General features: G+C 67.5%; 20 protein-coding genes. 10 read left to right on the top strand and 10 right to left on the bottom strand.

Annotated elements, in window-relative coordinates:
* Nucleotides 1-7: 7 nt before the first annotated feature.
* Together ACFSCU_RS11945 and ACFSCU_RS11940 are read right to left on the bottom strand one after the other, a co-directional pair.
* Complete coding sequence (locus ACFSCU_RS11945; RefSeq protein ID WP_180551366.1) at nt 8-1,057, bottom strand: lytic transglycosylase domain-containing protein; 1,050 nt, start codon at nt 1,055-1,057, stop codon at nt 8-10.
* Complete coding sequence (locus ACFSCU_RS11940) at nt 1,058-3,037, bottom strand: DNA topoisomerase IV subunit B (RefSeq protein ID WP_180551365.1); 1,980 nt, start codon at nt 3,035-3,037, stop codon at nt 1,058-1,060. It lies immediately after the preceding gene.
* A gap of 167 nt (nt 3,038-3,204) precedes the next feature.
* Here ACFSCU_RS11940 and ACFSCU_RS11935 point away from each other — a divergent pair, with 167 nt between their 5' ends.
* From ACFSCU_RS11935 to ACFSCU_RS11920, 4 genes are all read left to right on the top strand, one after another.
* Nucleotides 3,205-3,768, top strand: a complete 564-nt coding sequence (locus ACFSCU_RS11935; protein ID WP_377560773.1) for a class I SAM-dependent methyltransferase — start codon at nt 3,205-3,207, stop codon at nt 3,766-3,768.
* A gap of 82 nt (nt 3,769-3,850) precedes the next feature.
* Entirely contained in the window at nt 3,851-4,735 is an 885-nt protein-coding gene (gene dapA, locus ACFSCU_RS11930; protein WP_180551363.1) for a 4-hydroxy-tetrahydrodipicolinate synthase, read from the top strand.
* Nucleotides 4,736-4,803: 68 nt separating this feature from the next.
* The gene (gene bamC, locus ACFSCU_RS11925; RefSeq protein WP_308645885.1) at nt 4,804-5,919 is read left to right on the top strand and encodes an outer membrane protein assembly factor BamC; all 1,116 of its coding nucleotides are present in this window, start codon (nt 4,804-4,806) and stop codon (nt 5,917-5,919) included.
* Between the two features lie 13 nt (nt 5,920-5,932).
* On the top strand, nt 5,933-6,709 hold the full coding sequence (locus ACFSCU_RS11920; protein ID WP_333705864.1) for an MBL fold metallo-hydrolase: 777 nt from the start codon (nt 5,933-5,935) through the stop codon (nt 6,707-6,709).
* Between the two features lie 100 nt (nt 6,710-6,809).
* On the opposite strand, the gene ACFSCU_RS11915 is transcribed toward ACFSCU_RS11920, so the two are convergent.
* From ACFSCU_RS11915 to ACFSCU_RS11905, 3 genes are all read right to left on the bottom strand, one after another.
* A complete protein-coding gene (locus ACFSCU_RS11915) occupies nt 6,810-7,229 on the bottom strand; it encodes a hypothetical protein (protein ID WP_377560771.1) in 420 nt (139 codons plus the stop codon).
* A gap of 184 nt (nt 7,230-7,413) precedes the next feature.
* On the bottom strand, nt 7,414-7,917 hold the full coding sequence (locus ACFSCU_RS11910; protein WP_180551360.1) for a hypothetical protein: 504 nt from the start codon (nt 7,915-7,917) through the stop codon (nt 7,414-7,416).
* On the bottom strand, nt 7,907-9,034 hold the full coding sequence (locus tag ACFSCU_RS11905; RefSeq protein ID WP_180551359.1) for a cupin domain-containing protein: 1,128 nt from the start codon (nt 9,032-9,034) through the stop codon (nt 7,907-7,909). The genes ACFSCU_RS11910 and ACFSCU_RS11905 overlap by 11 nt, the downstream gene beginning before the upstream one ends.
* A 55-nt stretch (nt 9,035-9,089) precedes the next feature.
* Here ACFSCU_RS11905 and ACFSCU_RS11900 point away from each other — a divergent pair, with 55 nt between their 5' ends.
* Nucleotides 9,090-9,614: an FKBP-type peptidyl-prolyl cis-trans isomerase gene (locus tag ACFSCU_RS11900; RefSeq protein ID WP_180551358.1), complete on the top strand. Its 525-nt coding sequence runs from the start codon at nt 9,090-9,092 to the stop codon at nt 9,612-9,614.
* Nucleotides 9,615-9,680: 66 nt separating this feature from the next.
* Here ACFSCU_RS11900 and ACFSCU_RS11895 read toward each other — a convergent pair whose 3' ends face one another.
* The 3 genes from ACFSCU_RS11895 to coaBC form a co-directional block, all read right to left on the bottom strand.
* On the bottom strand, nt 9,681-10,160 hold the full coding sequence (locus tag ACFSCU_RS11895) for an outer membrane lipoprotein (RefSeq protein ID WP_180551357.1): 480 nt from the start codon (nt 10,158-10,160) through the stop codon (nt 9,681-9,683).
* 150 nt (nt 10,161-10,310) lie between these two features.
* Nucleotides 10,311-10,757 (bottom strand): dUTP diphosphatase, encoded by a 447-nt coding sequence (gene dut / locus ACFSCU_RS11890; protein WP_180551356.1) that lies wholly within the window; start codon nt 10,755-10,757, stop codon nt 10,311-10,313.
* Between the two features lie 105 nt (nt 10,758-10,862).
* Nucleotides 10,863-12,116 carry a bifunctional phosphopantothenoylcysteine decarboxylase/phosphopantothenate--cysteine ligase CoaBC gene (gene coaBC, locus ACFSCU_RS11885; RefSeq protein ID WP_180551355.1) on the bottom strand — a complete coding sequence of 418 codons (1,254 nt, stop codon included), beginning with the start codon at nt 12,114-12,116 and terminating at the stop codon, nt 10,863-10,865.
* Nucleotides 12,117-12,206: 90 nt separating this feature from the next.
* Between coaBC and ACFSCU_RS11880 the strand changes: the two genes are divergently transcribed.
* From ACFSCU_RS11880 to ACFSCU_RS11860, 5 genes are all read left to right on the top strand, one after another.
* Nucleotides 12,207-13,889 (top strand): CTP synthase, encoded by a 1,683-nt coding sequence (locus ACFSCU_RS11880; RefSeq protein ID WP_377560770.1) that lies wholly within the window; start codon nt 12,207-12,209, stop codon nt 13,887-13,889.
* Complete coding sequence (gene kdsA, locus ACFSCU_RS11875) at nt 13,886-14,743, top strand: 3-deoxy-8-phosphooctulonate synthase (RefSeq protein WP_377560768.1); 858 nt, start codon at nt 13,886-13,888, stop codon at nt 14,741-14,743. Before ACFSCU_RS11880 ends, kdsA begins: the two co-directional genes overlap by 4 nt.
* A gap of 17 nt (nt 14,744-14,760) precedes the next feature.
* Entirely contained in the window at nt 14,761-15,048 is a 288-nt protein-coding gene (locus ACFSCU_RS11870) for a DUF1330 domain-containing protein (RefSeq protein ID WP_180551354.1), read from the top strand.
* An 89-nt stretch (nt 15,049-15,137) separates the two neighbouring features.
* On the top strand, nt 15,138-16,424 hold the full coding sequence (gene eno, locus ACFSCU_RS11865; RefSeq protein ID WP_377560766.1) for a phosphopyruvate hydratase: 1,287 nt from the start codon (nt 15,138-15,140) through the stop codon (nt 16,422-16,424).
* 138 nt (nt 16,425-16,562) lie between these two features.
* Nucleotides 16,563-16,841: a septum formation initiator family protein gene (locus tag ACFSCU_RS11860; protein WP_180551353.1), complete on the top strand. Its 279-nt coding sequence runs from the start codon at nt 16,563-16,565 to the stop codon at nt 16,839-16,841.
* 24 nt (nt 16,842-16,865) lie between these two features.
* On the opposite strand, the gene rimM is transcribed toward ACFSCU_RS11860, so the two are convergent.
* Together rimM and rpsP are read right to left on the bottom strand one after the other, a co-directional pair.
* Nucleotides 16,866-17,435 (bottom strand): ribosome maturation factor RimM, encoded by a 570-nt coding sequence (gene rimM / locus ACFSCU_RS11855; protein ID WP_377560764.1) that lies wholly within the window; start codon nt 17,433-17,435, stop codon nt 16,866-16,868.
* 133 nt (nt 17,436-17,568) lie between these two features.
* Nucleotides 17,569-17,829, bottom strand: coding sequence for a 30S ribosomal protein S16 (gene rpsP, locus ACFSCU_RS11850; protein WP_180551352.1), 261 nt, complete (start codon nt 17,827-17,829; stop codon nt 17,569-17,571).
* Nucleotides 17,830-17,877 lie beyond the last annotated feature (48 nt).

The following is a 17,877-nucleotide window of genomic DNA, read 5'->3' as shown; positions in this document are numbered from 1 at the left end:
AAGGAAATCAGCTTCCGCTGCTTGTGCTGGTGGTGCTGTCGACCCGCACGTCGGCGCCCAGTCGCGGCACGGTGAACAGCACCGGCGTCAGCACGCTGGCCGCCGCATCAGCCGCGGGCGCCACGGCCGCCGGCGTGGCGGCCTCGATCGCCTTGCCGGCGCCCGCCAGTTCGACCCGCACGCGCCCGCCCACGCGGCCCGCGGCCCTGGCCACCGGCTGCGCCGGCGTGGCACGGGCGTCGGCCACCACCGTCTGCTCGGGCTTGAACACGCCGTACAGGCCCATGACGGTCTTCACGTAGCCCTGCGTTTCCTTGTATTTCGGGATCTTGTTGCCGGCGCGCTGCACGGCGCCTTCGCCCGCGTTGTAGGCGGCCACGGCCAGTTCCAGCTCGCCCTTGAAGAGCTTGATCAGGTAGGCGAGGTAGCGCGCGCCGGCGTTGATGTTGATCTGCGGGTCGGTCAGTTTTTCTTCCACACTGCGTGCCGGCAGCGGGTTGCCCTTGCGGTCCTTGCGGCCATCCCTGTCGGCCACCACGCCGTACTGCTGCGCCGTGGGCGGCATCAGCTGCATCAGGCCGACGGCGCCCTTGGGCGACACCGCCTCGGGGTCGAAGCCCGACTCGGCGGCGATCACCGCCTTGAGCAACTCGTAATCGACCTGGTGCGTCTTGGCCGCCGCGCGCATGTGCTTCTGCACGTTCTTGTAGCTCTTCGACGAGTCGATGTTGGCAAAGCGCCTGGGCACCTCGAACTTCGGCTCGCCCTTCTTCGCCTTCAGGCCCACACGGGGCTGCTTCGGCTCGGGCGCCAGCGCGGCGGCAGCGGCGCCGCCCTGCGTCAGGTTGAGCTTGCCGGCATCGCTGCCCTTGTAGAACAGCTGGTAGCGCTCGTCGACCTGCGAAGCCGCGAAGTGCGTGATGCCCTTGTCGTCCACATAGGTCCACAGATCGGCATGGGCACCCAGGTGCAGCGCCGAGAGCGCCACGCCCAGTGCCGACAGGCGCACGCGACGCGCGAACCTGCTGAGGCCGGAGGCTGAATGGTGGTGTGTCATCTAGATGTCGATTTCCACGGCGTCGCCGTGCAGTTCCATGAGCTCGCGCCGCGACGCGGCTTCGCCCTTGCCCATGAGCTTGGTCATCTCGGCCGCCGTCTGCACGAAATCAAATGGGCCCAGTTGCACCGGCAACAAGCGGCGGGTGTCGGGATTGAGCGTGGTTTCCCACAATTGTTCCGCGTTCATCTCGCCCAGGCCCTTGAAACGGCCAATCGTCCATTTTCCCTCAGATACGCCATCTTTGCGCAACTTGTCGAGAATGGCTGCCAACTCACCGTCATCCAGCGCGTACATCTTGGCCGCCGGTTTCTTGCCGCGGGCCGGCGCGTCGACCCGGAACAACGGCGGGCGCGCCACGTACACATGGCCGGTCTCGATCAGCTTGGGGAAGTGGCGGAAGAACAGGGTGAGCAGCAGCACCTGGATGTGCGAGCCGTCCACGTCGGCATCGGACAGGATGCAGATCTTGCCGTAGCGCAGGCCGGAGAGGTCGGGCTCGTCCTGGGGGCCATGCGGATCGACGCCGATGGCGACCGAGATGTCGTGGATCTCGGTGTTGGCGAACAGGCGGTCGCGGTCCACCTCCCAGGTGTTCAGCACCTTGCCGCGCAGCGGCAGCACGGCCTGGGTTTCCTTGTCGCGGCCCATCTTGGCCGAACCGCCGGCCGAATCGCCCTCGACTAGGAACACCTCGTTCACGCTCAGGTCGCGGCTTTCGCAGTCGGTGAGCTTGCCTGGCAGCACGGCCACGCCGCTGCCCTTGCGCTTTTCCACCTTCTGGCCGGCTCGCTGGCGGGTCTGCGCGGCCTTGATGGCCAGCTCGGCCAGCCGCTTGCCGTAATCCACGTGCTGGTTCAGCCACAGCTCCAGCGCCGGGCGCACGAAGCTGGACACCAGGCGCACGGCATCGCGCGAGTTCAGCCGCTCCTTGATCTGTCCCTGGAACTGCGGATCGAGCACCTTGGCCGACAGCACGTAGCTGGCCCGGGCGAACACGTCCTCGGGCATCAGCTTCACGCCCTTGGGCAACAGCGCGTGCAGTTCGATGAAGCTCTTGACGGCCTGGAACAGCCCGTCGCGCAGGCCGCTGTCGTGCGTGCCGCCGGCCGTGGTGGGGATCAGGTTGACGTAGCTCTCGCGCACCGGCGTGCCGTCTTCGGTGAAGGCCACGGCCCACTCGGCGCCCTCGCCATCGGCAAAGCTGTCGGAGTGCTTGTCGGCATAGCCCTCGCCCTCGAACACCGGGATCACGGCGTCGGCGGGCAGCGTCTGCTCCAGGTAGTCGCGCAGGCCGCCCTTGTACTGCCAGGTTTGCGTTTCCCGGGTCTTCTCGTTCACCAGCGTCACGCTCACGCCGGGCATCAGCACCGCCTTGCTGCGCAGCAGATGCACCAGATCGCCCACCGGCAGCGCGCTGGATTCGAAATACTTCATGTCGGGCCAGGCCCGCACGGTGGTGCCCTGCTTGCGGTCGCCCGCTTCCTGTTTGCGCAGTGCCAGCGGCTCGATCACATCACCCGCCGCGAACACGATGCGGGCCACCTGGCCCTCGCGGTGGCAACTCACCTCCAGCCGCTTCGACAGCGCGTTGGTCACGCTCACGCCCACGCCGTGCAGGCCGCCCGAGAAGCTGTAGGCATGGCCGGAGCCTTTGTCGAACTTGCCGCCGGCGTGCAGGCGCGTGTAGACCAACTCGATCACCGGTGCCTTTTCCTCGGGGTGCAGGCCGAACGGGATGCCGCGGCCATCGTCCTCCACGCTGACCGACTGGTCGGTGTGCACCGTCACCCTGATCTTCTTGCCGAAGCCGGCCAGCGCCTCGTCGGCGGCGTTGTCGATCACCTCCTGGATGATGTGCAGCGGGTTGTCGGTGCGGGTGTACATGCCGGGCCGCTGCTTGACGGGCTCCAGGCCCTTCAGGACCTTGATGGAACCCTCGGAATAGCCGGCGGCGAACGATGCGGGTGACGTGGACATAACCGCGCATTTTAACCTGCCGGGCCGGAAATTACTGGATGCAAACACAGATTGGTGCGGCAGGGGTATGCATGCAGCCGCACCAGATTCATAGCGAAATAGGCCTCCAGCGCTTACCCATCAAGCGCGAGAAGCTATGAAATTTGAAGTTGCTGTATGCTCCGCCCATGACTGAAGCCACCCCCCACGCCAGCGTGCAGCCTTCGCCCTGGATCACGCGCTTCTCGCCGCTGGTGCAGCCTGGCGCCAGCGTGCTCGACGTGGCCTGCGGGCGTGGCCGCCACATGCACTGGTTCGCCCAGCGTGGGCACACGGTGACGGGGGTGGACCGCGATGCCGAGGCGCTGGGCGCTGCACGGGCCTGGGGTGAAACGGTCGAAGCCGACATCGAGAACGGGCCCTGGCCTTTCGCCGACCGGCACTTCGGCGCCGTGGTCGTCACCAACTACCTGTGGCGCCCCTTGCTGCTGACCGTGCTCGGTGCCGTGGCCCCCGGCGGCGTGCTGCTGTACGAAACCTTCGCCCAGGGCAACGACACCGTGGGCAAACCCTCGCGGCCCGACTTTCTGCTGCGCCCGGGCGAGTTGCTGGCGCTGTGCAGCGGCGCCAACTGGCACGTGGTGGCCTACGAGGACGGCTTTTTGCCCCAGCCCGAGCGCTTCGTGCAGCGCATCGCGGCAGTGCGGCCTGGCATGCCTACCGGCAGCGCGCCGACGCGTTATCCGTTGTGACCGGCGAATCGCGGCCTCAGCGCGGTCGCCAAGCTGGCGCGCCCACTAAAATGATCGTTTACCGTCAAAGCACACGGACCTCATGACACCTCTCACCGGCAGCATCGTCGCCCTCGTCACCCCCATGCTCGAGGACGGCAGCGTCGACTACCCCACGCTGCGCAAGCTGATCGACTGGCACATCGCCGAAGGCACCGACTGCATCGGCGTGGTCGGCACCACGGGCGAATCGCCCACGGTGAACGTCGAGGAGCACCAGGAAATCATCCGCGTCGCCGTTGAGCAGGCCGCCGGGCGCGTGCCCATCATGGCCGGCTGCGGCGCCAACTCCACGGCCGAGGCGATCGAGCTGGCGAAGTTCGCCAAGAAGGTGGGCGCCGACAGCCAGCTGCAGGTGGTGCCCTACTACAACAAGCCCACGCAAGAGGGCCAGTACCAGCACTTCAAGGCGATTGCCGAAGCCGTGGGCGACCTGCCGATGGTGCTGTACAACGTGCCCGGCCGCAGCGTGGCCGATATGCTGCATGACACGGTGCTGCGCTTGGCGCAGGTGCCGGGCATCGTCGGCATCAAGGAGGCCACGGGCAACATCGAGCGCGCGCAATGGCTGATCCGCGACGTGCCCAAGGGTTTCGCCGTGTATTCGGGCGACGACCCCACCGCCGTGGCGCTGATGCTGTGCGGTGGCCAGGGCAACATCAGCGTCACGGCCAACGTGGCGCCGCGCCTGATGCATGAGCTGTGCGTGGCCGCCATCGCCGGCGACGTGAAGAAGGCCATGGAGATCCAGTTCAAGCTGATGCCCGTGCACAAGCAGTTGTTCGTCGAGGCCAACCCGATCCCCGTGAAGTGGGCCGCCGCGCGCATGGGCCTGTGTGGCGGCACGCTGCGGTTGCCCATGACGCCCCTGTCGAAGGCCAACGAGCCCGTGGTCGAGCAAGCCCTGAAGAGCGCTGGTTTACTCTGATATTCATAGCTGCTCGCGCAGCAAGGACGGGCGCTGGAGCCCTATTTTCCTTATAAGGAACGGATAACGTGAAGTCTGCCGAACGCCGAATCTCCTTCGCCCTGCTGGGCACCGCCGCTGCCGTGGCGCTGAGCGCCTGCTCGGTGCTGGAGCCCGACAAGATCGACTACAAGAGCTCCGGCCGCGGCGTCTCGCTCGAGGTGCCGCCCGACCTGAGCCAGCTGCCCGGCCAGTCGCGCTATGCCGTCAGCAGCGGCACCGTCACCGCCACCGGCTACCAGGCGGGCCAGGCCGCCACACAGGCCGCCGGCACGCCCACGGCCGCCAACCAGATCGCCGACGTGCAGTTCATGCGCCAGGACGGCGAGCGCTGGCTGCGCGTGGACCGCACGCCCGACAAGCTGTGGGGATCGGTGCGCGACTTCTGGCTGGAAAGCGGCTTCCTGATGGCGGTGGACCAGGCCAACATGGGCCTGATGGAAACCGACTGGGCCGAGAACCGCGCCAAGATCCCGCAGGACTTCATCCGCAACACCATCGGCAAGGTGTTCGATTCGCTGTATTCCACCGGCGAGCGCGACAAGTTCCGCACCCGGCTGGAGCGCAACGCGGCCGGCGGCACCGACATCTTCGTCACCCACCGCGGCATGGAAGAGGTGTATTCGTCGGCACGCCGCGACAGCACCGTCTGGCAGCCGCGCGCGCGCGACCCTGAGCTGGAAGCCGAATTCCTGCGCCGCCTGATGGTCAAGCTGGGCGTGTCGCAGGAGCAGGCCAAGGCCGCACTGGCCGCCGCGGCACAAGGCCAAGCCGCACCCCAGGCGGCGCGCGTGGTGGCCGCCGGCGGCACCTCGGCCGTGCAGCTGAACGAGGAGTTCGACCGCGCCTGGCGCCGCGTCGGCCTGGCACTCGATCGCACCGGCTTCACCGTCGAGGATCGCGACCGCAGCAAGGGCATCTATTTCGTGCGCTACGTCGACCCGACGGTCGAGAAGAAGGAGCCCGGCTTCTTCGGCAAGATGTTCGGCCGCGGCAGCCAGCAGTTGCCGACCAGCCAGTACCAGATCGCCGTGCGCTCCGAGGGCCAGAACAGCCAGGTCACCGTGCTCGACCGCAACGGCGCGCCGGCGCCCACGGCCGATGCGCAGCGCATCGTCAAGGTGCTGGCCGACGAGCTGAGATAAGGCGCCGCCGCCGATGCTGCGTTTTCGCAGCCTGGCCAGCGGCAGCTCGGGCAACGCCACGCTCATCGAAGCCCATGACGGCCTGCACCCCACGCGGGTGCTCATCGACTGCGGCTTAGGCCTGCGGCAGTTGCAGGCCGCGCTGGCCGCCGACGGCCTGAGCCCGACCGACCTGGATGGCGTGTTCATCACGCACGAGCATGGCGATCACATCGGTTGCGTGGCGATGCTGGCCGCGCGTTACCGCGTACCGATCTGGACCAGCGCCGGCACCGCGCAATCGCTGAAGCTGCCGCACGACGCCGATGCGCCGGTGCATCATGTGGGCGACGGTCAGGTGTTCGCCATCCGCGGCCTCGAATTCCGCCCCTTCACCGTGCCGCACGATGCCCGCGAGCCCCTTCAGCTGTGCTGCACCGATGGCAACCGTGCCTGGGGCCTGATGACCGACGTGGGGCACGTCACGGCCCATGCGCTGTCGAACCTGGCCGGTGTGCACGCGCTGGTGCTGGAGAGCAACCACGACCCGGACCTGCTGGCGCGGTCGGCCTACCCCGACTTTCTCAAGCGCCGCGTGGCCGGTCAGCACGGACACCTGAGCAACGCGCAGGCCGCCGCGGCGCTGGCAGTGCTGCGCCACGATCGGCTGAACACCGTGGTCGCCGCGCACCTGAGCGAGCGCAACAACCGGCCCGAACTGGTGGCCCGCGCGTTTGCCGCCGCGCTCGGCTGTGGCGAGCAGGACGTGTTGCTGACGCAGCGCCATGGCCGCGGCTGGCTCGCGGTCTGAGCGCCCAACGGCATTGATGCAGACCAACAAAAAAGCCACCTGTAGCAGGTGGCTTTGCAAAACCGCCCGGCGCAGGGCGCCGGAGCGTGTTGGCTGTCGATTACTTGGCTGCGCTGGCAGCAGCTTCGGCAGCGGTGGCAGCCGCGTTGGCGGCGCCCGTGGCAGCGTTGGTGGCGCCGGCAGCAGCAGCCGTGGCAGCGGTGGCGGCGGCGTCGGCAGCCTGGGCCGCAGCGGCGTTGGCGGCAGCGCCCGCAGCGTCGGCAGCAGCGCCCACGGCAGCGCCGGTGGCGGAAGCGGCAGCGCCCGCAGCCGAAGCAGCTTCGCTCATGGCAGCGCCAGCAGCGGAAGCAGCGGCATCCTTAGCGGCGTCGGCAGCGGAAGCGGCGGCAGCAGCAGCGTCAGCGGCGGCTTCTGCAGGCGCAGCGGTCGGTGCCGGTGCGGGCGCCGGCTCTTCCTTCTTGCCGCAGGCAGCCAGGGAAGCGGCGGCGATCAGGGCAGCCAGAACAAGCGATTTATTCATCTCAATGGTCCTTGTAGAAAATGATCTGTTCATCGGAAAGCATCAAGACGCCGGGTTTGACTGCAGTGCGTCCTGACTGAGAGAAAAGCACTCAAGCTCCTTCCGCTCAACCGAAAATTATAGCTGTCGGCTTGCGCAATCGAGATTAACCCTGATGCGCCGGCGCCACGTTTGGCACCAACTGTCACAAACCCAGGGTGTAGGCCGGAAAGCCCGCGGTGCTGCGTCCGAGCCAGCCGTCGATCTGCTCGCGCAGGGCCACGCGAAACGCCGGATCGTCACCGCACAGACCGTTGTGGCGCGCCGGGTCGAGCCGCTGCACGGCCCACACGGGCGACCACAGCGCACTGGGCAGTTGCAGTGCATCGGCCTCGCGGCAGAGGCGGGCGTCGATCCTGTGCGACCACAGCCGGCGCCATTCGACAAAGCGTGCGTGCTGGCGCGGCACCTCGTCGTAGGTCCGGGCCAGCATCGTGAGCTTTCCGCCACCGCGTGCCCAAGCATGCAGGGCCTCGACGATCTCGCGCTCACCCAGCGGCCAGATCTGGAAGTCGGCATCGCACAGCAGCAACTCGCTCCAGCCCTGCTGGGCCGCGGCTTTCAGCCCCGCGCGCAGGTGTTCGCGAAAGGTCTCTCGGCCGATGAAGGCGCCGGACGGCAAGCCGGCTGGTACCGCCTCAGCCGACATGCACCCACCCGGCGTCGCGCCACTGGTCGAGCAGGTCGCGGGCGCCCTCGCTCAGCTGGGCCACCTGCCTGGCCGTCAGCCGGCGCGTGTTGGCCAGCGCCTGCATCATGCGGGCGTCCTTGCCGGCGGCCCGAAAGCCTTCGCCATTGATGAACACATGCTGCGCATCGTAGAGCATGCGCGTGCGCCGATCCAGCGCCACGCCGCCCTCGCCCCCGGCGTCGGCCGCGTCATCGCCGGGCTCGAACCAGACCTGTGGCTTGGGCTCGGTCATCAGCTCGCCCAGCAGCAGCGCCAGGTGCTGCGGGTCGCGCAGCGCGCGCTCGATGGCGTCGCGCGCGAACTCCAGCATCTCGGCCGGCACTAGCGCCGGCTGTGCGGTGGCCGGCTGGTGTGGGTCACGGTAGGCATCGCTGCCTACCAGATCGGTGGCGTCGTCGGCCACGCGCTGCAGCAGCTCGCGCACCATCTCGTCGCGCGCGGGTTGCCGAAAGCCGATGGAATACGTCATGCATTCGCCCACCGCGATGCCATCGTGCGCCCAGCGGGGCGGCAGGTAGAGCATGTCGCCCGGCTCCAGCACGAAGTCCTGCTCGGGCTGGAAGTCGGCCAGTATCTTCAGCGGCAGGCCTTCCACCAGGGTCAGATCCTTCTGTCGCCCGATGCGCCAGCGGCGCCGGCCGTGGGCCTGCAGCAGAAACACGTCGTAGCTGTCGAAATGCGGTCCCACGCCGCCGCCGTCGCTGGCGTAGCTGATCATCAGGTCGTCCAGCCGCGCATCGGGCACGAAGCGGAAGGATTGCAGCAGCTCGTGCGCGCGCTCATCGTGCAGGTCGACGCCCTGCACCAGCAGCGTCCAGTCGGGCCGCGCCAGTGGCGGCAATGCACGGCGCGCCAGCGGGCCGCTGCGCAACTGCCAGCCCTGGGCGCCGCGGCTGATCAGGCGCGACTCCACCGCCTCGTCGCCCGCCAGCTCGAACAGGGCGCTGCGCGACAGCAGGGGCTGAAAACCGGGGATGGCCTGACGCACCAGCAGCGGCTTCTTCTGCCAGTGGCGCTTCATGAACTGGGCCGGCGACAGGCCGCCCAGCAATTGCAGAGGCTGTTCGATGTCCATCGCGCGAGCATACGCAAACGGCGGGCGTACGGTTTGCGATGCGACAATCCGCCGCATGGAAATCACCCCGCAATGCGTCGTCGCCCTCACCTGGACCCTGAAGGACAGCCTGGGCGACACGCTGGACGAACTGGAGGAGCCGGTCGAGTTCCTCGTCGGCAGCGACGACCTGCTGCCCGCCATCAGTGGCGCGCTGCAGGGCCATGAGCGCGGCGCGCTGCTGGACCTGAACCTGGAGCCGGAAGACGCCTTCGGCGACTTCGACGAACAGCTGGTCTTCCTGGCCAGGCGCGATCAATTGCCCGAGGCCATCGAGGAAGGCATGCTGCTGGAGACCTCTGCCCTGCCGCAGGACATCGTGGCCGAGGCACCGGCGGATGCGCTGTTCACCATCACCGAGATCTACCCCGAGCACGTGGTGCTGGATGCCAACCACCCGCTGGCCGGCATTTCGCTGCGCCTGCACCTGAAGGTGGAAGCCGTGCGCGAAGCCACCGACGACGAACTGGAGCGCGGCAGCGCCGGCACCGGGTTCTTTCGCCTGCAGCCGATGGCGCCCGGCAGCGATCACCTGCACTGAGCAGGCGTGTGCGCATGAAAAAACGGCACCCGAGGGTGCCGTTCTTGTTGCAGCGCAAGCCGTGGATCAGCGGTACAGCTGATCGCCATCGGCACGCACGCGGTCGCCGATGCGCACGTTGGGCGCCTGCGCGTAGTCGAACTGGCGCGTGCCGCCGTTGTCGAACTGCACGGTCACGCGGTAGTGGTCGACCGTGTTGCGGTTCATGTTCTGCTCCAGTGCACGGCCGATCAGCGCGCCGCCGACCACGCCGGCCACGGTGGCTGCGGTGCGGCCACTGCCGCCGCCCACCTGGCTGCCGGCCAGGCCGCCCACGGCACCACCCACCACTGCACCGGCCACGCCCTGCGACTGGCCGCCGCGCACGTACTCGACGTTGGTAACGCGACCGAACTGCGAATACTGCTGACCCGCCGGGTAGCTGGTGGTGGGGTACGTGCCGGGGTAGTTGCCACCCACCGGCGTGCCGGGCTGGGCGCAAGCGGCCAGCAATGCGGCGGCGCTGACGGCGGCCAGAGAGGGAAGCAGACGTTGCTTGAATTGCATGGGATTCTCCTGTGGTTGAGGCTCGTTGTTAGAAGCGGCCTGCGTGATTAACGCATCACGACCCGATTTGACGACAAAGCCCAGGTAAAAGCTGGTTGAACACACGCTTCAAGCCGTAATCGCAGCCGGGCATCGAGCGTAGGAATACACCTACGCGCGCCCCGTGGAGCCATAGCCGGCCTCACCGCGCTCCGATTCGACGAAAGCGTCGACCAGGTTGAACGTGGCCTGCACCACCGGCACGATGACCAGCTGCGCGATGCGCTCCATCGGCTCGATGGTGAAGGCCACGTCGCTGCGGTTCCAGGCGCTCACCATCAGCTGGCCCTGGTAGTCGCTGTCGATCAGCCCCACCAGGTTGCCCAGCACGATGCCGTGCTTGTGGCCCAGGCCCGAGCGCGGCAGGATCAGCGCCGCATGGCCTGGGTCGGCCAGGTGGATCGCCATGCCGGTGGGCACCAGTTGCCAGGCGTTGGGTGCCAGCGTGAGCGGTGCGTCGAGGCAGGCGCGCAGGTCCAGCCCCGCGCTGCCGGGCGTGGCGTAGGCGGGCATCTGCGTGCGCAGGCGTTCATCGAGGATCTTGACGTCGAGCTTCATGGGCGTGATTTTGTTTCAAGGGGAGTATCGATTTCCAGCGCCCGTCATTCGGGCGCTAGCGACGATGCACATGGGGAGTATGTGAGCTGAACGTTTGTCGGCTGGTCAGGCCATCTCGCCGCCCACGCGGCGCGCAATCTCGGCCACCAGCTGCTGCGCCAGCACGCGCTTGCTGGCGTGGGGCAGCTCGGTCACGCCCTCGTCGTCCACCAGCAGAAGCGCGTTGTCGTCCTTGCCGAAGGTGGCCGGGCCGATGTTGGCCACCAGCAGCGGCACGCCCTTGCGCACGCGCTTGGCCTGGGCGTTGGCCTCCAGGTTCTCGCTTTCGGCCGCGAAGCCGACGCAGTACAGCGCACCGCTTTGCGCGCGCGCCGAATGCGCGATGTCGGCCAGGATGTCGGGGTTCTCGACAAAGGCCAGTTGCGGCACCTCGCCCGAGCCGTCCTTCTTAATCTTCTGGTCCGCCTCCTGCGCCGGCCGCCAGTCGGCCACGGCGGCGGTGGCGATGAAGATGTCGGCGCTCAGCGCTTCGTCGACGGCGGCGGCGTGCATGTCCCGCGCCGATTGCACGTCGATGCGCTGCACGCCGCGCGGCGTGGGCAGGTGCACCGGGCCGGCGACCAGCGTCACCTCGGCCCCCGCCTCGCGCGCCGCGCGGGCAATGGCAAAACCCATCTTGCCGCTGCTGTGGTTGGTGATGCCGCGCACCGGGTCGATGGCCTCGAAGGTCGGCCCCGCCGTGACCACCACGCGCTGGCCCAGCAGCGGCTTGGGCGCCAGGAAGGCGATCAACTCTTCCAGCAGCTCGGCCGCCTCCAGCATGCGGCCGTCGCCGAATTCGCCGCAGGCCTGGTCGCCATGCGCCACGCCCAGCACGAAGGCGCCATCCTGCGCCACCTGCATCAGGTTGCGCTGCGTCGCCGGGTGCGCCCACATCTCGCGGTTCATGGCCGGGCCCAGCAGCAGCGGCACGCGGTTCAGCGGCCGCGCCAGGCACATCAGCGCCAGCAGCTCGCCCGCCCTGCCCTGCGCCAGCTGCGCGATGAAGTCGGCGCTGGCCGGCGCGACGACGATGGCGTCCGCTTCGCGGCTCAGGTTGATGTGCGCCATGTTGTTGTCGGGCCGCGCATCCCACTGCGACACGTACACCGGCCGGCCCGACAGCGCCTGCATGGCCACCGGCGTGATGAACTGGCAGGCCGCCTCGGTCATCACCACCTGCACCGTGGCGCCGGCCTTGATGAGGTGGCGGCAGAATTCCGCCGCCTTGAAGCAGGCCGCCCCGCCCGACAGGCCCAGCACGATGTGGCGGCCGGCCAACTCGCCCGCCGCGGCATTCGGAGTGGTGTTCGCGTTCATGGCGCGCAATGTAGCAAAGGCGGCGCGCGGGCCGGCTTTCCTATAATCGGCATTTCCCACCGAGCGAAGGCTTAGGGCCTTCGTCCTGACATGACCAAATTCGTCTTCGTCACCGGCGGTGTGGTGTCTTCCCTGGGCAAGGGAATCGCCTCGGCCTCCCTGGCCGCGATCCTCGAATCGCGCGGCCTCAAAGTCACCCTCATCAAGCTGGATCCGTACATCAACGTCGATCCAGGCACCATGAGCCCCTTCCAGCACGGCGAAGTGTTCGTCACCGACGACGGTGCCGAGACCGACCTGGATCTGGGCCATTACGAGCGCTTCATCACCACGCGGATGAAGAAGGCCAACAACTTCACCACCGGCCAGATCTACAAGAGCGTGCTCGAAAAAGAGCGCCGCGGCGACTACCTCGGCAAGACGGTGCAGGTGATTCCGCACGTCACCAACGAGATCCAGGACTTCATCAAGCGCGGCGCCGGCGTGGGCACCGGCAATGCGGTCGACGTGGCCATCGTGGAGATCGGCGGCACCGTGGGCGATATCGAATCGCTGCCCTTCCTGGAGGCGGTGCGCCAGCTCAGCCTGAAGATGGGCCCCAACCACAGCGCCTTCGTGCACCTGACCTACCTGCCGTGGATCGCTGCCGCGGGCGAGCTGAAGACCAAGCCGACCCAGCACACGGTGCAGAAGCTGCGCGAGATCGGCATCCAGCCCGACGCCCTGCTGTGCCGCGCCGACCGCAGCATTCCGCAGGACGAGCGCGAGAAGATCAGCCTGTTCACCAACGTGCAGCCCTGGGGCGTGATCAGCATGCCCGACGTGGACAGCATCTACAAGGTGCCGCGCCTGCTGCACGAGCAGGGCCTGGATGGCCTGATCTGCGACAAGCTGCGCCTGAACACGCCGCCGGCCAACCTCAAGCGCTGGGACGACCTGGTGCACGAGGTGGAGCACCCCCGGCACGAAATCACCATCGCCATGGTGGGCAAGTACGTAGAGCTGTCCGACAGCTACAAGTCGGTCAACGAAGCGCTGCGCCACGCCGGCATGCACAACCATGCGCGAGTGCACATCGAGCACCTGGATTCCGAGACCATCACACCCGCCACGGTGGCGCAACTGGGCAAGTACGACGCCATCCTGGTGCCGGGCGGCTTCGGCTCGCGCGGGGTGGAGGGCAAGATCGCCACCGCGCGCTACGCCCGCGAGCACCAGGTGCCCTACCTCGGCATCTGCCTGGGCATGCAGGTGGCCACCATCGAATACGCGCGCCACGTGGCGGGCCTGGAAGGCGCCAACAGCACCGAGTTCGACCCCGCCACGCCGCACCCCGTCATCGCCCTCATCACCGAGTGGAAGGACAAGGACGGCAGCATCCAGAAGCGTGATGCCGGCTCCGACCTCGGCGGCACCATGCGCCTGGGCGCGCAAAGCTCCGACGTGCAGCCCGGCACGCTGGCGCACGGCATCTACGGCGACGTGGTGACCGAGCGCCACCGCCACCGCTACGAGGCCAACGTCAACTATCTCGATCAATTGCGCAACGCCGGCCTGGTGATCTCCGCCCTCACCCAACGTGAGCACCTGACCGAGATCGTCGAGCTGCCGCCCAGCGTGCACCCGTGGTTCATCGGCGTGCAGTTCCACCCCGAATTCAAAAGCACGCCGTGGGACGGCCACCCGCTGTTCAACGCCTTCATCAAGGCCGCGCTCGACCACCAGGCCGCCGCGGCGGGTGAGGCGGGCAAGGCGCTGAAGGCGGTCAAATGAAGCTGTGCGGTTTCGACATCGGGCTGGACCAGCCCTTCTTCCTGATCGCAGGGCCGTGCGTGGTCGAGAGCGAACAGCTGCAGATGGACGTGGCGGGCCAGCTCAAAGAGATCACAGGCGCGCTCGGCATCCCCTTCATCTTCAAGAGCAGCTACGACAAGGCCAACCGCTCGTCGGGCACCAGCTTTCGCGGGCCGGGCATGGACAAGGGCCTGGACATCCTCGCCAAGGTGAAGAAGGGACTGGGCGTACCCGTGCTGACCGACGTGCACACCGAGGCCGAGATTCCCGCCGTGGCCGCCGTGGTCGATGTGCTGCAGACGCCCGCCTTCCTGTGCCGCCAGACCGACTTCATCCGCGCCGTGGCGCAATCGGGCAAGCCGGTCAACATCAAGAAGGGCCAGTTTCTCGCGCCGCACGACATGAAGAACGTCATCGACAAGGCGCGCGCGGCGGCGGCTGAAAAGGGTTTGCCCACCGACAACTTCATGGCCTGCGAGCGCGGTGCCAGCTTTGGCTACAACAACCTGGTCAGCGACATGCGCAGCCTGGCCATCATGCGCGAAACCGGTGCGCCGGTGGTGTTCGACGCCACGCACTCGGTGCAGTTGCCGGGTGGGCAAGGCACCAGCAGTGGCGGCCAGCGCGAAATGGTGCCGGTGCTCGCGCGCGCGGCCGTCGCCGTCGGCGTGGCCGGCCTGTTCATGGAGACGCACCCCGACCCCAAGAACGCCCTCAGCGACGGCCCCAACGCCGTGCCGCTGAAGCACATGAAGGCGCTGCTCGAAACCCTGCTCGCGCTCGACACCGTGACCAAGCGTCAGCCCCTGCTCGAGAACGATTTTTCTGCCTGAACCCTTTGGAGAACCGCATGCCCTACGGCTACGTCATTGCCCACATCGACGTCACCAACCCCGACCAGATGGCCGAATACCGCCAATGGAGCACCCCGGCAGTGCAGGCGCTCGGCGGTGAATTCATCGTGCGCGGTGGCCAGCAGCAGGTGCTCGAGGGGCAGGCCCACGGCCGCACGGTGGTGATCCGCTTTCCCAGCTATGCGGTGGCGCAGGCGTTCTACGAATCGCCCGAATACCGCAAGGCGCGCGAGGTGCGTGCCGGCGCCGGCAGCTTCGACATGCTGTGCGTGGAAGGCGCCTGATACTTCAATTTTCATAGCTGCCAGCGCTTGTCCATCAAGCGCTGGTGGCCAATTTGATTCATATTTTCTAAACTTCAAGGAAACACTTCATGAGCGCCATCGTTGACATCGTCGGCCGCGAGATTCTCGACAGCCGCGGCAACCCCACCGTTGAATGCGACGTGCTGCTGGAAAGCGGCGTGATGGGCCGCGCCGCCGTGCCCAGCGGCGCCTCCACCGGCAGCCGCGAGGCCATCGAGCTGCGCGACGGCGACAAGAAGCGCTACCTGGGCAAGGGCGTGCTGAAGGCCGTCGAGCACATCAATACCGAGATTTCCGAAGCCGTGCTGGGCCTGGATGCCAGTGAGCAGGCTTTCCTGGACAAGACCCTGATCGACCTGGATGGCACCGACAACAAGTCGCGCCTGGGCGCCAACGCCATGCTGGCGGTGTCGATGGCCGTGGCGCGCGCCGCGGCCGAGGAATCGGGCCTGCCGCTGTACCGCTACTTCGGCGGCATGAACGGCTGCCAGTTGCCGGTGCCGATGATGAACGTCATCAACGGCGGCGCACACGCCAACAACAACCTCGACCTGCAGGAATTCATGATCATCCCGGTGGGCGCGCCCAGCTTCCGCGAGGCCCTGCGCCAGGGCGCCGAGGTGTTCCACGCCCTCAAGAAGATCATCCACGACTTGGGGCTAAGCGTGGCCGTGGGCGACGAAGGCGGCTTTGCGCCCAACGTCGACAACCATGAGGCCGCGATCCAGCTCATCCTGCAAGCTATTCAAGACGCCGGCTACACCCCCGGCCAGGACATCGTGCTGGGCCTGGACTGCGCCAGCAGCGAGTTCTACAAGGACGGCCAATACGTGCTCGAGGGCGAAGGCGGCGTCAAGCTTTCGGCCGCGCAGTGGGTCGACATGCTGGCCACCTGGGTCGACAAGTACCCCATCATCAGCATCGAGGACGGTATGGCCGAGGGCGACTGGGATGGCTGGAAGCTGCTGACCGAGCGCCTGGGCCAGAAGGTGCAGCTGGTGGGCGACGACCTGTTCGTCACCAACACCAAGCTCCTCAAGGAAGGCATCGACAAGCACATCGCCAACTCGATCCTCATCAAGATCAACCAGATCGGCACGCTGACCGAGACCTTCCAGGCCATCGAGATGGCCAAGCGCGCCGGCTACACGGCCGTCATCAGCCACCGCTCGGGCGAGACGGAAGACAGCACCATCGCCGACATCGCCGTCGGCCTGAACGCCGGCCAGATCAAGACCGGCTCGCTCTCGCGCAGCGACCGCATGGCCAAGTACAACCAGCTGCTGCGCATCGAGGAAGACCTGGGCGACATGGCCGAATACCCCGGCCGCGCGGCGTTCTACAACCTCAAGTGATGTCGCGGGGCGCGCCGGCGGCCGGAACACCACCCAAGCCCGCCGGCCTCCCCCGCCTGTGTGGCGGCCTGGAGCCAACTGGCGCTATACTGAAACGATAGCAGCCCAGCACCGCTTCATCAGCCTTCCTCGCCCACCATGGTCAACCGCATCGTCCCAGCCGTCCTGATCGTGCTGCTGGTGATCATCCACGCGCAGCTGTGGGTGGGGCGTGGCAGCCTGCCCAACGTGGCGGCGCTGCAGCGCAAGCTGGACCAGCAGAAGACCGCCAACGCACAGGCCCGCCTGGTGAACGAGCAGTTGGCGTCCGAGGTGGAAGACCTGCGTGCCGGCCTGGGGATGGTCGAGGAGCGCGCCCGCATCGAGCTGGGCATGGTCAAGCCGAACGAGATCTTCGTGCAAGTCACGCCGCGCTGAAGCGCGCGACTGGCTGCGCCCGCGTCAGTAGTCGGGCTGCCAATCCACCGTGATGCGCCTGGCCGCCAGGTCCACATCGTCAACGTAGGCGTCGACGAACGGAATCATGCGTTCCTGCGGCTTGCCGCCTTCTTCATGGCCGATCACCAGCACCTGCTGCGGGCCGGTGGCCATCAGGTCGGTCACCGTGCCCAGCGCCACGCCCTCGCGGTTGACGACCGCCAGGCCGATCAGGTCGACCCAGTAGTACTCGCCCTCTTCCGGCGTGGGAAAGGACGAACGGGCGATGAAGATGCGCGCGCCCTTCAGGCCTTCGGCGGCGGTGCGGTCGGGGATGTCCTGCGCGCTGGCGACCACCGTGTCGGCGTGGTCCCGGGCTTGCTTGATCTTGAGCAGCACCGTACCGTCGAACGAGTTCTTGGCACCGCGTTCGGCAGGCTGCAGGAACCAGCGCTTGGAAGAAAAAAGCGCCTCGGGCGAGGCGCTGTAGGGCAGGATCTTGAACCAGCCCTTGATGCCCCAGGCGTCCAGCACGCGGCCGACTTCGACCGCGTCCGCCGGCAGCTCCGCCGGCTCCAAAAGGGGGTTCGTCATATGTTTCGGCTGAGTCGCTTCACCGTGGAAGACTGGATTCTGCCGTACCGACGGCCGCGGAGCAGGCCATCCGGGGCCGCCGCGGAGCGGGCTTGGCCCGGCCGCTGGCGGCAGTCCCCCTCACGGGGGCGGTTTAGGCCGTGGCGGGCGCGGCCTTGGCGGCCTGCTTGACCAGGCGCTGCACGGTGGGCGACGGCTGGGCGCCCACGCTGAGCCAGTGGTTCAGGCGGTCCTGGGCGATGCGCAGGCCTTCGGCGGCGCCGGTGGCGGTGGGGTTGTAGAAGCCGATGCGCTCGATGAAGCGGCCATCGCGGCGCACGCGCTTGTCGGCAACGACGATGTTGAAGAAGGGACGGGCCTTGGCGCCGCCGCGCGAAAGACGAATAACGACCATGATGTGTTCGAATCCTGTGGGTGGTGACGCGGTGCCGATGTTGAAGAC

This window comes from Ottowia beijingensis, from assembly GCF_042680925.1.
Taxonomy (GTDB): Bacteria; Pseudomonadota; Gammaproteobacteria; order Burkholderiales; family Burkholderiaceae_C; genus Ottowia; species Ottowia beijingensis.
The sequence above is the reverse complement of the archived record's forward strand: the minus strand, read 5'-3'. Positions and strand labels throughout refer to the sequence as shown.

What these genes read in the sequence shown, in the direction of transcription:
- ACFSCU_RS11915 (WP_377560771.1), bottom strand. Translation starts at nt 7,229, where the DNA reads ATGAATAAATCGCTTGTTCTGGCTGCCCTGATCGCCGCCGCTTCCCTG.
- ACFSCU_RS11870 (WP_180551354.1), top strand. Translation starts at nt 14,761, where the DNA reads ATGCCCTACGGCTACGTCATTGCCCACATCGACGTCACCAACCCCGAC.
- kdsA (WP_377560768.1), top strand. Translation starts at nt 13,886, where the DNA reads ATGAAGCTGTGCGGTTTCGACATCGGGCTGGACCAGCCCTTCTTCCTG.
- ACFSCU_RS11900 (WP_180551358.1), top strand. Translation starts at nt 9,090, where the DNA reads ATGGAAATCACCCCGCAATGCGTCGTCGCCCTCACCTGGACCCTGAAG.
- ACFSCU_RS11880 (WP_377560770.1), top strand. Translation starts at nt 12,207, where the DNA reads ATGACCAAATTCGTCTTCGTCACCGGCGGTGTGGTGTCTTCCCTGGGC.
- dut (WP_180551356.1), bottom strand. Translation starts at nt 10,757, where the DNA reads ATGAAGCTCGACGTCAAGATCCTCGATGAACGCCTGCGCACGCAGATG.
- ACFSCU_RS11935 (WP_377560773.1), top strand. Translation starts at nt 3,205, where the DNA reads ATGACTGAAGCCACCCCCCACGCCAGCGTGCAGCCTTCGCCCTGGATC.
- eno (WP_377560766.1), top strand. Translation starts at nt 15,138, where the DNA reads ATGAGCGCCATCGTTGACATCGTCGGCCGCGAGATTCTCGACAGCCGC.
- coaBC (WP_180551355.1), bottom strand. Translation starts at nt 12,116, where the DNA reads ATGAACGCGAACACCACTCCGAATGCCGCGGCGGGCGAGTTGGCCGGC.
- rimM (WP_377560764.1), bottom strand. Translation starts at nt 17,435, where the DNA reads ATGACGAACCCCCTTTTGGAGCCGGCGGAGCTGCCGGCGGACGCGGTC.
- rpsP (WP_180551352.1), bottom strand. Translation starts at nt 17,829, where the DNA reads ATGGTCGTTATTCGTCTTTCGCGCGGCGGCGCCAAGGCCCGTCCCTTC.
- ACFSCU_RS11920 (WP_333705864.1), top strand. Translation starts at nt 5,933, where the DNA reads ATGCTGCGTTTTCGCAGCCTGGCCAGCGGCAGCTCGGGCAACGCCACG.
- ACFSCU_RS11945 (WP_180551366.1), bottom strand. Translation starts at nt 1,057, where the DNA reads ATGACACACCACCATTCAGCCTCCGGCCTCAGCAGGTTCGCGCGTCGC.
- ACFSCU_RS11860 (WP_180551353.1), top strand. Translation starts at nt 16,563, where the DNA reads ATGGTCAACCGCATCGTCCCAGCCGTCCTGATCGTGCTGCTGGTGATC.
- ACFSCU_RS11905 (WP_180551359.1), bottom strand. Translation starts at nt 9,034, where the DNA reads ATGGACATCGAACAGCCTCTGCAATTGCTGGGCGGCCTGTCGCCGGCC.
- ACFSCU_RS11895 (WP_180551357.1), bottom strand. Translation starts at nt 10,160, where the DNA reads ATGCAATTCAAGCAACGTCTGCTTCCCTCTCTGGCCGCCGTCAGCGCC.
- ACFSCU_RS11910 (WP_180551360.1), bottom strand. Translation starts at nt 7,917, where the DNA reads ATGTCGGCTGAGGCGGTACCAGCCGGCTTGCCGTCCGGCGCCTTCATC.
- ACFSCU_RS11940 (WP_180551365.1), bottom strand. Translation starts at nt 3,037, where the DNA reads ATGTCCACGTCACCCGCATCGTTCGCCGCCGGCTATTCCGAGGGTTCC.
- dapA (WP_180551363.1), top strand. Translation starts at nt 3,851, where the DNA reads ATGACACCTCTCACCGGCAGCATCGTCGCCCTCGTCACCCCCATGCTC.